Raw genomic sequence first — 13368 nt, 5'->3', positions numbered from 1 at the left:
CTCTCTATTTTTCTTTTAATTGTTTAAGTCTTGGTTGGGAGAGCCGCCGGTACAGGGATGTACCGGCGGAGTTTGGGGCGCCCTGGATGGGCGATACCAAACCGGAGCGGAGATGGCGTCTCGGATAAAAGCGCGAGGATTGAAGGGGCGCGCGCTGGCGCCCCTCATCGGTCGCCTTCTACCCAGTTTGTATGTGAATACAGCAGCGGATAGGCGAACGAAACCTTGCACTATCGCCACATAGACGAGAGGCGAACGAAACCTATCACCATCGCCACATAAACGAGAGGCGAACAAAACCTTACACCATCACCGAATATAAAAAAGGCCCCTATTCAGGAGCCTTTAAACGTATTCCAGCTATCCGCTATTACTTAGCAGCAGCTTCTTCCGCATCGCCCAGCAGAACGGATTCCAGCGCGATTTCAATCATGTCGTTGAACGTAGTCTGGCGTTCTTCAGCAGTGGTCTGCTCGTGGGTACGAATGTGGTCAGACACGGTGCAAATAGTCAGCGCTTTCGCACCAAATTCAGCGGCAACGCCGTAGATACCCGCAGCTTCCATTTCCACACCCAGAATGCCGTACTTATCCATCACGTCAAACATAGACGGGTCTGGCGTGTAGAACAGGTCAGCAGAGAAGATGTTACCTACGCGTGCATTGATACCTTTGGCTTTCGCTGCGTCAGATGCGTTACGCACCATGTCGAAGTCTGCAATCGCTGCATAGTCGTGGTCTTTGAAACGCAGACGGTTAACTTTAGAGTCAGTACATGCCCCCATGCCGATAACCACGTCACGCAGTTTAACGTCCATGCGCACTGCGCCACATGAACCCACGCGGATGATTTTTTTCACGCCAAAATCAGTGATCAGCTCTTTCGCATAGATAGAACATGATGGGATACCCATGCCGTGACCCATAACGGAGATCTTACGACCCTTATAAGTACCGGTGAAGCCCAGCATGCCGCGCACGCTGTTTACCTGACGGACGTCTTGCAGGAAAGTTTCAGCAATGTGTTTTGCGCGCAGCGGATCGCCCGGCATCAACACAACGTCTGCAAAATCACCCATCTCGGCATTAATATGCGGCGTAGCCATAATTCGTATCCTTTTGGTATGTAAGTCTAAATATCAAGCTAACTATGAAATGAAACGCCACCCGACTCATCAAAGCCGGGTGGCGCTCAGAAATTAAAACATCACTTTACCGTAATCCATCGGAGACAGACCAAAGTAGTTTGCTACGGTTTGGCCAATATCTGCGAAGGTTTCACGATGGCCCAACGAGCCCGGTTTCACTTTAGGGCCGTAAACCAGAACAGGGATGTGTTCACGGGTATGGTCGGAGCCTTCCCATGTTGGGTCACAGCCGTGGTCAGCGGTGAAGATAATGATATCGTCATCTTTCACCAATTTCAGCATTTCTGGCAGACGACGGTCAAACAGCTCAAGCGCGGCAGCATAACCTGCGACGTCACGACGGTGGCCGTAAGAGGAGTCGAAATCAACAAAGTTGGTAAACACAATGGTGTTATTGCCCGCTTTTTCCATCTCGATAAGCGTTGCATCAAACAGCGCATCAATACCGGTCGCTTTCACTTTCTGCGTAATCCCGACGTTAGCGTAGATATCAGCAATTTTACCGATAGAAACCACTTCACCGCCCTTCTCATCAACCAACTTTTTCAGCATGGTTGGTGCCGGTGGCTCAACCGCTAAGTCATGACGGTTGCCGGTACGTTTGAACTCGCCAGGTTTGTCGCCTACGAATGGACGCGCAATCACACGGCCAATGTTGTAACCACCTTTAGTCAGCTCTTCACGTGCGATTTCACACAGCTCATACAGACGATCCAGCCCAAAGGTTTCTTCGTGGCAAGCAATCTGGAATACGGAGTCAGCAGAGGTATAGAAAATCGGTTTGCCGGTTTTCATGTGCTCTTCACCCAACTGATCCAAAATCACAGTACCAGAAGAGTGGCAGTTGCCCAGATAGCCCGGCAGATTGCCGCGCTTAACCAGAATATCTAACAGTTCCTGTGGGAAGCTGTTTTCATGATCGGAGAAATAGCCCCAATCGAACAGAACAGGAACACCCGCAATTTCCCAGTGACCAGACGGCGTATCTTTACCGGAAGAGAGCTCACTCGCATAGCCATACGCGCCGATGATCTCAGCGTTTTTATCCAAGCCCTGTGGAAAACGGCCGGTTGATTCTTCAGCAGCTTTACCTAAACCTAAACGGCTCAGGTTAGGCAGGGTCAGCGGGCCTTTGCGACCAATATCTGCTTCGCCGCGCGCGCAGGCGTCAGCAATATGACCTAGCGTATCGGAACCCACATCGCCAAAGCGTTCAGCATCTTCACTCGCACCGATACCAAATGAGTCTAATACCATGATAAATGTACGTTTCATCTTACTCTCCTGCGCTTTAGCGCTGTGACCAAAGAGCCGATGCAAACTTGGCGACTCTCTGGTTTTAATTCTAAGGCTGGTTTAACCAACACCCGTTAAGTATGGCGTTTACTCAGTGATACGGCGATAAACTACCGGATTTTCTGCCGGAGCTTTGTCACCCAACACAATTGCGCTGCGTACTGCACGAGCAGCCTGTTGCCAATCTTCTTCATTGGACGCATGCACAATCGCCAATGGACGCTGCGCATCCACGCTGTCGCCCAAACGAACCATATCAGTTAAACCGACGCTGTAATCGATGCTGTCGGTCGCACGGCGACGCCCGCCGCCCAGTCCAACCACTGACATACCCAGTTCGCGGGTATCCATAGCAGTAATAATACCACTGTGTTCAGCAAAGACCGGCTTGCTTAATGTAGCCTGCGGTAAGTAGCTATCGTAGCGCTCAACAAAATCAGCTGGGCCACCTTGTGCTGCCACCATGCGGCCAAAGATCTCTGCCGCTTTACCGTTATCCAATACCGCCTGCAGTTTATTGCGTGCGTCCTGTTGATCTGCGGCCAAATTACCAGAAATCAACATCTCGGCACACAAAGCCATCGTCACTTCAAACAAACGCGGGTTGCGGTATTCACCCGTCAGGAACTGTACAGACTCGCGAACTTCAACGGCGTTACCGGCGCTTGACGCCAGAACCTGATTCATATCAGTCAGTAACGCGGTTGTTTTGCAGCCTGCGCCGTTAGCTACGCCAACGATAGACTGCGCCAGCGCTTCGGAGAGCTCGAAAGTAGGCATGAAGGCACCGGAGCCGACTTTCACGTCCATCACTAACGCATCCAGTCCTTCAGCCAATTTCTTAGCTAAAATAGACGCGGTGATCAGCGGAATGGAGTCAACGGTCGCGGTAATGTCACGCGTCGCGTAGAAACGTTTATCTGCCGGTGCCAAAGAGTTGGTCTGGCCGATAATAGCCACACCCACTTCAGAAATAATTTTACGGAAACGCGCATCGTCAGGGAAAATGTCAAATCCTGGGATCGCTTCCAGCTTATCCAGCGTACCGCCGGTATGGCCTAAACCACGGCCAGAAATCATCGGAACATAACCACCGCATGCCGCCACCATTGGGCCAAGCATCAATGAAGTCACGTCACCCACGCCGCCGGTGGAGTGTTTATCCACAATCGGGCCGTTTAGATTCAATGATTTCCAGTCCAGAACCGTACCGGAATCTCGCATTGCCATGGTGAGGGCAACGCGTTCAGGCATGATCATATCGTGGAAAAAGATGGTCATCGCCAATGCGGCAATCTGACCTTCAGAGACGGTATTGTCACGAATACCGTTGATGAAAAAACGAATTTCTTCCTCGCTGAGCGCGTGGCCATCACGTTTTTTACGAATAATTTCTTGTGCTAGGAACAAGGTTGTATCCCCCTGCTGATTATATCCTTAGAACTTAGAGCGCATGCTCAAGACATTGGATATGTGTGTAGGTTAAAGAGGTATGTTCTGCGGAACGCCCCGCCCCTTCCTGCTTGAAGTTGCCGCTACGTTGGCTATGTTTGCCGCCTTGATGCAACGTCAATCATTTTGGGTATCGAACAAATAATTTAAATAAAACAATAAGTATCACCGCGACGAAACCGCCGCGGCGACAAACAGTTAGACAAAAACTGAATTAGTAAGCGCTGCCGGTGCCTTTAGCATCGTAGCCCAGCGTTTTCAGCAGGCTTGCCAACAGGCTGGAAGCACCAAAACGGAAGTGACGCGAATCAGCCCAGTCATCACCCAGCAAACGACCCGCCAGAGCCAGATATTCTGCAGCATCTTCAGCGGTACGAACGCCACCAGCAGGCTTGAAGCCAACGGTTTTGGCTACGCCCATATCACGGATCACGGTCATCATAATCTCTGCGCTTTCCAGCGTGGCGTTAACTGGTACTTTACCGGTAGAGGTTTTGATAAAGTCAGCACCCGCTTTGATAGAGATTTCAGATGCTTTACGGATAAGCGCAGCGTCTTTCAGCTCGCCAGTTTCGATGATCACTTTCAGCAATACGCCAGCTTCGTTACAGGCATCTTTGCAGACTTTAACCATGTCGAAACCAACCTGCTCGTTGCCCGCCATCAGCGCGCGGTATGGGAATACCACGTCAACTTCGTCGGCGCCGTAAGCGATAGCCGCTTTGGTTTCTGCCAGTGCAATAGCGATATCATCATTGCCGTGCGGGAAGTTAGTCACGGTAGCGATATGAATTTCAGGAGTGCCCTGCTCGCGCAAAGTTTTACGCGCAATTGGGATGAAACGTGGATAGATGCAAACTGCTGCGGTGTTACCAGCTGGGCTTTTTGCCTGATGGCACAGAGCGATCACTTTTTCGTCGGTGTCGTCTTCGTTCAGGGTGGTCAAATCCATCAACTGTAACGCACGTTTTGCAGCAACTTTTAAATCAGTCATTTTACTCTCCAACTGGGCTGAACTGGCTTTGCCTAGATTCAGACACAATGATTTAGGGCTCGGAGGCTTCACAGTTCACGATAAACGCGAAAGCCTTGAAGGTATCCCAATACGTTGGCGAGCGGACTTGGTTCCTTGAAGATTCTGTTCCGTCATTCTGACCGGAAAGCAACTGAGATCCATCTCACCGCATGTGGCCCTTCATGGTCAACATCATATGTTACTATTTGAACACAAACCCTCCGTCACATTTGTGCTCATCGTCACAGTAGATGAAAAACCAACTGTAACAACTCGAGATTATATGTGATTAACATCACGAAATAACCTCTTATATGGATGAAAAACGCATTACCTTCTCATGGCCTATATCAGGATCAATAGATCGCTGGCTTATCCTCTTTAGAATGACGATAAAACAGCACTATTGCCCGCGGAGAGGCGTTATGACGAATTCCACCGATACTTCTGTACTACCTGCTTTCCTACAGCGCTGCCAGCAAATTGCGACCAGCGAAACGCTGTCTCCAGAGCAAAAACGTCACTTTTTGGCTCTAGAGGCCGAGAACGCTCTACCGTATCCCAATCTACCACCAGAAGCCCGTCAGGCACTGGATGAGAACGTCATTTGCGATATGTTTGAAGGACATGCGCCGTACAAACCACGCTACGTTCTGCCGGATTACGTCAAGTTTTTGTCACAGGGCTCCGAATATCTGGAACTGGAACCAGCGCAGGATTTTGACGACGCACTCAATATGCTGTGCATCCTGTACCACCATGTCCCTTCCGTTACCTCTATGCCGGTATTTCTCGGCCATTTAGACAGCCTACTGCTGCCTTATGTTGGAATTCTAACAGAAAACGAATTATATATCCGCATAAAACGTTTCTGGCGTTACCTGGATCGCACTTTGCCAGATGCTTTTATGCATGCCAACATTGGGCCGAACGATAACCTACTGACTCGCCTGATTTTACGCGTAGACGCCGAGCTAAAGCAGGTTGCACCTAACCTCACGTTTATCTACGATCCACAAATTACACCTGAATCTTTGTTACTTCAGGCGGCCAAAAACATTTGTGAATGCAGTAAGCCTCACATCGCCAACGGCCCTGTGCATGATAATATTTTCACAAAAGGCGGCTACGGTATCGTCAGCTGTTACAATTCTCTGCCACTTGCCGGCGGCGGAAACACGCTAGTTCGTATTAATTTGAAGCAGATTGCGTTACGCAGCGAGTCTTCACAGGACTTCTTTACCCGCCAGCTACCGTATTATTGTCGCCAGCAAATTAATATTATTGATGCTCGAACCGACTTCCTCTACAACCAATCGCATTTCTTTGAGCAAAGCTTCTTGGTAAAAGAAGGTTTAATCGATCCTCAGCGCTTTGTGCCTATGTTTGGGATTTATGCGTTAGCGGAAGCGGTGAATATTTTGCAGGAGAAAGACGGTTTACCGGGTGTTTACGGCGAAAGCGAACAGGCGAATCAGCTTGGCTATCGTATCAGTGAACAACTGGCCGAGTTTGTGGCACAAACGCCGGTTAAACACGGCTGGAAACAGCGTGCCATGCTGCATGCCCAATCGGGTATTAGCTCTGACATTGGCACCACGCCGGGCGCTCGAATTCCTTACGGCACAGAACCCGATCCCGTTACCCATTTGATGACCGTGGCCCCTCACCATGCGCATTACACATCGGGCATCAGCGACATCTTAACGCTGGAAGAAACCATCAAGCGCAATCCTGAAGCCATGATGCAGCTTTGCCTCGGTGGTTTTGCCGCCGGTATGCGTGAGTTTTCCGCCAACGTCTGCGGTAACGATTTGGTTCGTATCACCGGCTACATGGTGCGTCTGTCTGATATTGAAAAATTCAATGTGGAAGGCTCACGACTAAATACCACGTGGTTAGGAGAGGAAGCGGCCAAGAATACCGGGATCATGCAACGCCAGCCACGAGTGATTAGCCATGAGCAATCGATGCGCTTCGGTAAGTAAGATTTTACCGTTCTCCTGCGTCGATGGGCCAGGCAGTCGCTTGGCCATTTTTCTGCAAGGGTGCAATCTAAACTGTAAGAATTGCCACAATCCTTACACGATTGGTCTTTGTGACCACTGCGGCGACTGTGTAGAGACCTGCCCTCATCAGGCATTACGTCTGGAAGATGGGCGTGTGCGTTGGGATGAGAAAGCCTGTCAGCAATGCGATACCTGCCTGCAAACCTGCACACGCCAATCCAGCCCAATGGTGCAGCGCTACAGCGTAGATTCTCTTTTGGCACAGGTAAAACGCAATGCGCTGTTTATCAATGGCATCACGGTTAGCGGCGGTGAGGCAACGCTGCAACTGCCGTTTTTATGTGACTTCTTCACCGCGATTAAATCCACGCCAGCGCTCAAGCATTTAACCTGCCTAATCGACAGTAACGGTGAATTATCCACGACTGGCTGGGAGAAAATCGCACCATGGATGGACGGTGCCATGATTGATCTTAAAGCGTGGGGCAGCGAATGCCACATAGCGTTGACGGGGCGAGATAATCAAAGGGTCAAACAAAGCATTCAGTGGTTGGCAAAACATGACAAGCTCAGCGAGCTGCGCCTGCTGGTGATCCCACAGCATAGCGATCACCTGCAACATATTGATGAATTAGCGCAGTTTATTACCACGCTCGGTGATATTCCTGTACGCCTCAACGCCTTTCATCATCATGGTGTTCGCGGTGATGCACAAGCATGGCAAAGTGCCACAAAAGAAGATATTGAAACGCTTGCCACCGCGCTTGCCCAGCGTGGCGTAAAGCAAATTATCCGCCCTGCGCTGTATTTATGAGAAATCAAAAAGCCCTGCTTGTGCATAACGCCGTTCGTTTAAGAGATCGAGATACACGGGGCTAGCACACCGCGGGGCGGTTAAGGAACACATCCCTGTGTTCCTCCCAGAGGGCCAACGCTAAAGCGTTGTTCAACTTTGCTCCAAGCAAAGTTGTCGGCAGCTAAAGCTGCTACGACCCCATCGGTGTACTTCCCCTAAAATCACACTTAAGTGAAAGGTGTTACTGCTTTTGCAGGGCTTTTTTTAACGCTTATCGCGGCCGTGCGGAGCATCAAGATCTTGCCTTGGCCCGATCGAAATAATGCCCGTTGGGTTGATGGTTTTATGGCTGCGATAATAATGATTACGGATGTGTTCCAAATTGACCGTCTCTTTAATACCCGGCATCTGATAGATATCACGCAGGAATCCATACAGATTCGGATAGTCACTGACCCGCTGCCAATCGCATTTAAAATGCGTCACGTATACTGGGTCAAAACGCACTAACGTCGTCCACAAACGAAGATCGGCCTCGGTTAAACGCTCACCGGTTAAGTAACGCTGACGGGCAAGAATGTTTTCCAGCTTATTTAATGAGGCAAATACCGCGCTAACGGCTTCATCATAGGCCTCTTGCGACGTCGCAAACCCTGCTTTATAGACGCCATTATTAACGGTGTCATAAACCCAACTATTGAGCTCATCAATCTCAGCACGCAATTCCGACGGATAAAAATCACCCGGCTTTGCGCCCAAATCATCAAACGCCGTATTAAACATACGAATGATATCTGAAGATTCATTGCTGACGATGGTTTGAGTTTGTTTATCCCACAGTACAGGGACAGTGACGCGTCCGGTATAGTGCGGGTCGGCCTGTAGATAAAGCTGGTAGAGAAAATCATGGTGATAGAGTTCGTCACCGGTCGCGGCAGCAAAGGAGCGCTCAAACGTCCAACCATTTTCCAGCATCAGCGGACTGACCACGGAAACAGGTATCAGCGTTTCCAGCCCCTTGAGCTTGCGGACTAACAACGTGCGATGTGCCCACGGACAGGCCAAAGAGACATAAAGATGGTAGCGATCTTTTTCTGCCTTAAATCCCGGTTCATTATTTGGGCCAGCAGATCCATCAGAAGTGACCCAGTTACGGAATTGCGCGTTTGAACGCTTAAAACGTCCACCGGTAGATTTGGTGTCATACCAGATATCTTGCCAGATACCGTCAACGAGTTGTCCCATAAATCCTCCTGATTGTGCCCCATCATTTGCAGGGAAGTGACTTTATACCAAAGCATAAAGGGGCGTGTTCGCCCCTTTACTATCTCACTATAGCCCTTTTTACTCTAAATCATTCGAGCTGTAGAAAGGTAAGTCATTACCATTTTTTGTTCAGTAAACGGTCGATGCTGAATGCGCCTGGGCCTGCAACGGCCAGAACCAAGTAGCCACCAGCGATAGTCAGGTTTTTCATGAACATCAGTTGGTTAACACCATCTGCAAAGTTCGAATGGAACAGGAACGCGGTCAGAATCGTGAAGCCTGCGGTAAACAGTGCGGTAGTGCGAGTCAGTAAACCGAACAGAACGGCTAAACCACCACCCAGCTCCAACAGAATCGTCAGCGGCAACAGTGCGCCCGGAACGCCCATGGCTTCCATGTATTGCTGTGTGCCAGCGTAGCCAGTCACTTTGCCCCAACCCGCTGAAATAAACAGGATTGGCATCAGGATACGGGCGGCCAGCAGTGCGATATTTTCTAATTTGTTGCTCATTTTCATGCTCCAGACAATTTGATGTTGCCGCTTATGCAGCGCTATTCGGTGTGAGGCGTGCAATCCATGTGGCGTTAGCCATATTGTGGAGCGCGTTTCTCTCGATGGGCTAATACTAGGACAAAGCATGAAGGAGTGTTAGCGAGTAAAATTGCTGGAATTCTTCAAAAAAACTGAAGTCAAAAAGTTATAAGAAAATAATCAAATACAATAAGTTAAAAGATAGCACGCGAGTGATTTCGCAAGTTATTACTTTTAATTTAGATAAATGCGCAGGATTTTTGTGGGGTTTTTATAGGTCTGAAGAGAGCGGAATTTAGTTAGACTTTTGAGTAAAACGCTTTGCGTACTACTTTAACAACGCCCCATACGCTGAATGCACGACGCGTCCAGCGAGCAGTTTTAGCCGGATGACGAGCGCCATATAGCGCCAGTAGGCTTGAGCCTAGCAGCATAAATTTGCGTAACCGCATCACGGCCGAAACACGGTGGTCGAATTTCGCCGTGAGCTGTAACCATGTACGACGCTCACCAGCTAAATCAAGACGTTGCTGCTGAACCTGACGCAGCAGACGCGCTTTCTCTAAGGCGAGTTCTTGACGATTACGGCTCACTTGCGATCCTCTTCCAGTAACTCTCGGTCAATTTCTAGCTGGTGCCGAGTGGCTCCTAACAACGTTGATCTTCGAGCTTTGGTGATAGTCCAAATTGCCCCAATTAATGCTAGACCCAGTAAAACTGCGGTGGTGATCCCCAAAGCCATCAAGCGATAGGCCGGATCAATTGCCCAGAAAAGCAGAACCAGCAACGTCATCAAACCAAATGCCGTAAACAGCAGCGTAATGCCTGCCATCATCAGCAATTGAATAACGTTAGCCTTTTCCTCTTCCAGCTCCACCACGGCCAAACGCAGCCGAGTTTCCACCATGCCAACAATAATGGTGACAATGCGCTGAGCGGTACTCAGAACCCCGCGAGCGGGGCCCTGAGAAGTGGTGTTATCAGCAGGCATTAGCGGCGAGCCAATAGAACGCCTAGCACCACACCGACCGCTGCGCCGATGCCAACGCCAGTCCAAGGATTGTCATGAACATAGCTATCTGCACGATCTGCGATCTCTTTGGTTTGTGCAGCCACTTTCTCACCGGCCGCGTTCAAGCGCGCACGGCTACCTTGCAACGCGCTTTCAGCTTTCGCGCGGATTTTTTCCAGCTCGGCCTTCGGCTTGTCGGTAGAAGAATTCAGAACCTCTTCTAAGGTATCGGCGAGGGACTTCAGTTCGGCACGTAATTGCTCGGAAGTTGAATCGTTAGCCATTCCTAGACTCCTTAACTTTACTGATATGGTCTTTTAACATAGCGAGCTTTTTCCATGAGCGCAAAGGTAATTGCCACATATCCTTCTGTATCTGCCGTTTTTGGTATGAAAAAACTCGGCATTTTACTGACGTTAATTACTGCCCTAACGCCTGCTGCGCCTCTTTCAACTCGTCTTGAGCTTCGACCAGTTTTTTCTCTTTTTTACTGATTTTGTCAGTTTTTCCGGTTTGCTGAGCTTCGCTGAGTTCTTGCTGACGTTCAGCAACTTTCTGCTGTTTTTCTTTTACGTCCTTTTGCAGATCGGCACGTAGCCCAGCTTCAGTGCAGTTGCTTTTCACTTCACTAAGCGCCTTCTGCAAACCGGCAACGCGATGTGTGTTGTTGTGCTGTTGGGCGTATTGGATCTGCTCTTCAATGCTTTGCTGCTTGCTCGCGCAGGTCACCGCCGCCGCATTAGCGGCCGCGCTCATCATGCCCAAAGAAGCAACGGTCACAGCTAAAAGTACGGTTTTTTTGAATGTCATGAAAAGTCCTTATTGAGTTTAAAAGTGCCCCACTCCGGGGACATATGTCTTTGTATCATTGAAACAAGCCTTGGGTTCGATACGCATAACCTCGTCACTGGAGTGCGCCCGACCGTTATAACTATAACCTGCAATTATTAACGATTACTTATCACTATCATTAAATAATAGGTGCTTTGCAGTCAAAAATGGGAGCCGATAATCGAAAAATCAGACAATCCTTAAAAACAAAAACAGAGCCATAAGGCTCTGTTTTTAATGTTTAGCTGCTAAGTCTCGGTTGCCTGGGAGGATCCTTGACGTCACTTTCGGCTGACTGGAATAGCGTGCGCCGATGCGTTTTAGACGCAATGCTATAGCCACGCGGCAGCACCGTCTGCAACACGTGCATTGCCTCATCCTGCTGTTCAGGCTTAGCTAAATGAACCAGCAAGCCGTTTCCATCTGGCGTGATGCTTTTAATGCTGATGCCGTGCTCATCGAGTTTCTGATAGACAAAAAAACCATCGGGCGTCGCTAAACCAGACTGCGTCGCGCTGATTTGCAGCGTGGTTTCTTTGTGCACCAAATGTGGCACAACCCACCATGCAAATGCAGCGACGATCAATACCAAAAGCAGTAAAGCACGCTTCCATCCAAGCCGCTGAATAAGTAGCAGAGTCACGTTATTTCCTTTGCTCAGGCTGTGTCGTTGTATGTTTTTTACGCCATAACACGACCAATGAGCCCACCAATCCCACCACCAGAAGTACCAGCGGAAGCATCATCAGTAGGAACATCAGCTGGTCTTCGTAACGCAGGAACAGCGGGGTTTTGCCCAGCACATAGCCTAGCGTTGTCAAAATAATGACCCACAGGAAACCGCTCATCCAGTTAAAGAACTGGAAGCGAGTGCTGCTTAAACCAGAAAGACCCGCGATCAGCGGCAACAGCGTACGCACGAAAGCAAGAAAACGCCCAACCAGCAGCGCCGAAAGGCCGTGCTTATGGAACAGATGATGCGAGCGCTGATGATAATGCGCAGGAAGATGAGAAAGCCACTTTTGCACCAGTCTGGTATTCCCCAACCATCGTCCTTGGATATATCCCACCCAGCAGCCGAGGCTGGCCGCAGTGGTCAAAACACAGATGGTCATGCCAAAGCCCATGGTGCCTTTAGCAATCAGCACGCCGACGAGGATCAGCAAACTATCGCCCGGTAAAAAGGCCGCCGGCAGCAAACCATTTTCCAGAAATAAAATCACAAACAAAATGCCGTAAATCGTCCACACCAGCGATGGGTTCGCCAGTGTTTCATAGTCCTGTTGCCACAGGGCATGTATCAATTCGTTAATCATATCCATCGAGTATTCCTAACTGAAAATTCGGAAGGTCCATCCGCCAGCTCATCTCATGGACGTCACAAAGGACGATGGAGTCAGGGAGCTAGCTAAAGTTAACCAACGTGCGCTTGGCATCCGGTTGGTCATACGTCAGCTTGCCTCTGTATAGAATATTACTCTCTTTCCAGCCACCCAGCCGATTTTGATGCGGGGGAAGCTGTAATGTTCGTAATAGAGCAAGAGAAACGCTCTCGCCGCTATATTGTCGAGAAGCTTCAAAATAGGGAATTTCCGCGCGCAGCGGTAGAGGAGCATCCGGTAACTTAGGCAGCATTCGCCCTTGTTCTGAACCTGTTTGCATATGGAGGCGCAGTAGCGCCGCCAGCTTCCGCGCATTCGATTTACGAGAAAGATATTGCGCTGGTTCATCTGACGGTTGCATGACCGACATGGACAAACTATCTGTGAATATTTCGCCTAAATCGCTATCTGCTTTAACAACGTAGGCTGGAATAGCATAGTGATTCGCATTGTGCGAATGCCAAGCCGTTTGCTTGCCAGAGGCCACACTGACCCAGCATAACAACAGTAACATAACGGTGGCAGACGAAAGACGCTTCAATATTTTGTTGCTTCCAGACATATGCAGAAAAAAGTCGGCTAACTGTAGCAAAATCACCGTCTAGGAAACAGCAGAAAATACGCATTTAT

15 protein-coding genes are annotated in these 13368 nt (G+C 49.4%); 2 read left to right on the top strand and 13 right to left on the bottom strand.

All coding sequences use genetic code 11. The features are described 5' to 3' along the window. Positions 1–370: 370 nt before the first annotated feature. From deoD to deoC, 4 genes are all read right to left on the bottom strand, one after another. Positions 371–1105: a purine-nucleoside phosphorylase gene (deoD, locus tag CPY98_RS03315; protein ID WP_004846800.1), complete on the bottom strand. Its 735-nt coding sequence runs from the start codon at positions 1103–1105 to the stop codon at positions 371–373. Positions 1106–1198: 93 nt separating this feature from the next. Next, positions 1199–2422, bottom strand: a complete 1224-nt coding sequence (deoB, locus tag CPY98_RS03310; protein WP_025799116.1) for a phosphopentomutase — start codon at positions 2420–2422, stop codon at positions 1199–1201. A 108-nt stretch (positions 2423–2530) separates the two neighbouring features. Then, positions 2531–3853 carry a thymidine phosphorylase gene (gene deoA, locus CPY98_RS03305; protein WP_040046210.1) on the bottom strand — a complete coding sequence of 441 codons (1323 nt, stop codon included), beginning with the start codon at positions 3851–3853 and terminating at the stop codon, positions 2531–2533. 256 nt (positions 3854–4109) lie between these two features. Further along, positions 4110–4889, bottom strand: a complete 780-nt coding sequence (gene deoC / locus CPY98_RS03300; protein ID WP_043490900.1) for a deoxyribose-phosphate aldolase — start codon at positions 4887–4889, stop codon at positions 4110–4112. 446 nt (positions 4890–5335) lie between these two features. Between deoC and CPY98_RS03295 the strand changes: the two genes are divergently transcribed. Then, entirely contained in the window at positions 5336–6898 is a 1563-nt protein-coding gene (locus CPY98_RS03295) for a YjjI family glycine radical enzyme (RefSeq protein WP_046449730.1), read from the top strand. Then, positions 6870–7733 (top strand): YjjW family glycine radical enzyme activase, encoded by an 864-nt coding sequence (locus tag CPY98_RS03290; protein ID WP_096386341.1) that lies wholly within the window; start codon positions 6870–6872, stop codon positions 7731–7733. The genes CPY98_RS03295 and CPY98_RS03290 overlap by 29 nt, the downstream gene beginning before the upstream one ends. Before the next feature lie 246 nt (positions 7734–7979). On the opposite strand, the gene CPY98_RS03285 is transcribed toward CPY98_RS03290, so the two are convergent. The 9 genes from CPY98_RS03285 to CPY98_RS03245 all read right to left on the bottom strand — a co-directional run bounded on the left by CPY98_RS03285 (position 7980) and on the right by CPY98_RS03245 (position 13252). Beyond that, positions 7980–8960 carry a glutathione S-transferase family protein gene (locus tag CPY98_RS03285; protein ID WP_096386338.1) on the bottom strand — a complete coding sequence of 327 codons (981 nt, stop codon included), beginning with the start codon at positions 8958–8960 and terminating at the stop codon, positions 7980–7982. A gap of 136 nt (positions 8961–9096) precedes the next feature. Further along, entirely contained in the window at positions 9097–9492 is a 396-nt protein-coding gene (locus tag CPY98_RS03280) for a DoxX family protein (RefSeq protein WP_025799105.1), read from the bottom strand. Positions 9493–9812: 320 nt separating this feature from the next. Next, a complete protein-coding gene (locus tag CPY98_RS03275) occupies positions 9813–10106 on the bottom strand; it encodes a YqjK-like family protein (RefSeq protein ID WP_096386336.1) in 294 nt (97 codons plus the stop codon). Further along, positions 10103–10504, bottom strand: coding sequence for a phage holin family protein (locus CPY98_RS03270; protein ID WP_043490890.1), 402 nt, complete (start codon positions 10502–10504; stop codon positions 10103–10105). Before CPY98_RS03270 ends, CPY98_RS03275 begins: the two co-directional genes overlap by 4 nt. Continuing rightward, entirely contained in the window at positions 10504–10809 is a 306-nt protein-coding gene (locus CPY98_RS03265) for a YqjD family protein (RefSeq protein WP_004846778.1), read from the bottom strand. The genes CPY98_RS03270 and CPY98_RS03265 overlap by 1 nt, the downstream gene beginning before the upstream one ends. A 136-nt stretch (positions 10810–10945) precedes the next feature. Then, positions 10946–11335: a DUF1090 domain-containing protein gene (locus CPY98_RS03260; RefSeq protein ID WP_025799099.1), complete on the bottom strand. Its 390-nt coding sequence runs from the start codon at positions 11333–11335 to the stop codon at positions 10946–10948. A gap of 262 nt (positions 11336–11597) precedes the next feature. Next, a complete protein-coding gene (gene mzrA / locus CPY98_RS03255; protein WP_038501963.1) occupies positions 11598–11999 on the bottom strand; it encodes an EnvZ/OmpR regulon moderator MzrA in 402 nt (133 codons plus the stop codon). Position 12000: 1 nt separating this feature from the next. Further along, positions 12001–12678 carry a DedA family protein gene (locus tag CPY98_RS03250; RefSeq protein ID WP_040046218.1) on the bottom strand — a complete coding sequence of 226 codons (678 nt, stop codon included), beginning with the start codon at positions 12676–12678 and terminating at the stop codon, positions 12001–12003. Positions 12679–12760: 82 nt separating this feature from the next. Beyond that, the gene (locus CPY98_RS03245; RefSeq protein WP_231899431.1) at positions 12761–13252 is read right to left on the bottom strand and encodes a hypothetical protein; all 492 of its coding nucleotides are present in this window, start codon (positions 13250–13252) and stop codon (positions 12761–12763) included. Positions 13253–13368: the final 116 nt, after the last annotated feature.

The organism is Hafnia sp. CBA7124 (assembly GCF_002355555.1).
Taxonomy (GTDB): Bacteria; Pseudomonadota; Gammaproteobacteria; order Enterobacterales; family Enterobacteriaceae; genus Hafnia; species Hafnia alvei.
Note: the sequence above shows the minus strand (reverse complement) of the source record. Positions and strands in the feature narration are given on the sequence as shown.

Excerpts from the sequence above, each read along its gene's own strand:
- deoD (WP_004846800.1), bottom strand. The coding sequence starts at position 1,105 with ATGGCTACGCCGCATATTAATGCCGAGATGGGTGATTTTGCAGACGTT.
- deoB (WP_025799116.1), bottom strand. The coding sequence starts at position 2,422 with ATGAAACGTACATTTATCATGGTATTAGACTCATTTGGTATCGGTGCG.
- deoC (WP_043490900.1), bottom strand. The coding sequence starts at position 4,889 with ATGACTGATTTAAAAGTTGCTGCAAAACGTGCGTTACAGTTGATGGAT.
- CPY98_RS03295 (WP_046449730.1), top strand. The coding sequence starts at position 5,336 with ATGACGAATTCCACCGATACTTCTGTACTACCTGCTTTCCTACAGCGC.
- CPY98_RS03290 (WP_096386341.1), top strand. The coding sequence starts at position 6,870 with ATGAGCAATCGATGCGCTTCGGTAAGTAAGATTTTACCGTTCTCCTGC.
- CPY98_RS03285 (WP_096386338.1), bottom strand. The coding sequence starts at position 8,960 with ATGGGACAACTCGTTGACGGTATCTGGCAAGATATCTGGTATGACACC.
- CPY98_RS03280 (WP_025799105.1), bottom strand. The coding sequence starts at position 9,492 with ATGAGCAACAAATTAGAAAATATCGCACTGCTGGCCGCCCGTATCCTG.
- CPY98_RS03270 (WP_043490890.1), bottom strand. The coding sequence starts at position 10,504 with ATGCCTGCTGATAACACCACTTCTCAGGGCCCCGCTCGCGGGGTTCTG.
- CPY98_RS03265 (WP_004846778.1), bottom strand. The coding sequence starts at position 10,809 with ATGGCTAACGATTCAACTTCCGAGCAATTACGTGCCGAACTGAAGTCC.
- CPY98_RS03260 (WP_025799099.1), bottom strand. The coding sequence starts at position 11,335 with ATGACATTCAAAAAAACCGTACTTTTAGCTGTGACCGTTGCTTCTTTG.
- CPY98_RS03250 (WP_040046218.1), bottom strand. The coding sequence starts at position 12,678 with ATGGATATGATTAACGAATTGATACATGCCCTGTGGCAACAGGACTAT.
- CPY98_RS03245 (WP_231899431.1), bottom strand. The coding sequence starts at position 13,252 with ATGTTACTGTTGTTATGCTGGGTCAGTGTGGCCTCTGGCAAGCAAACG.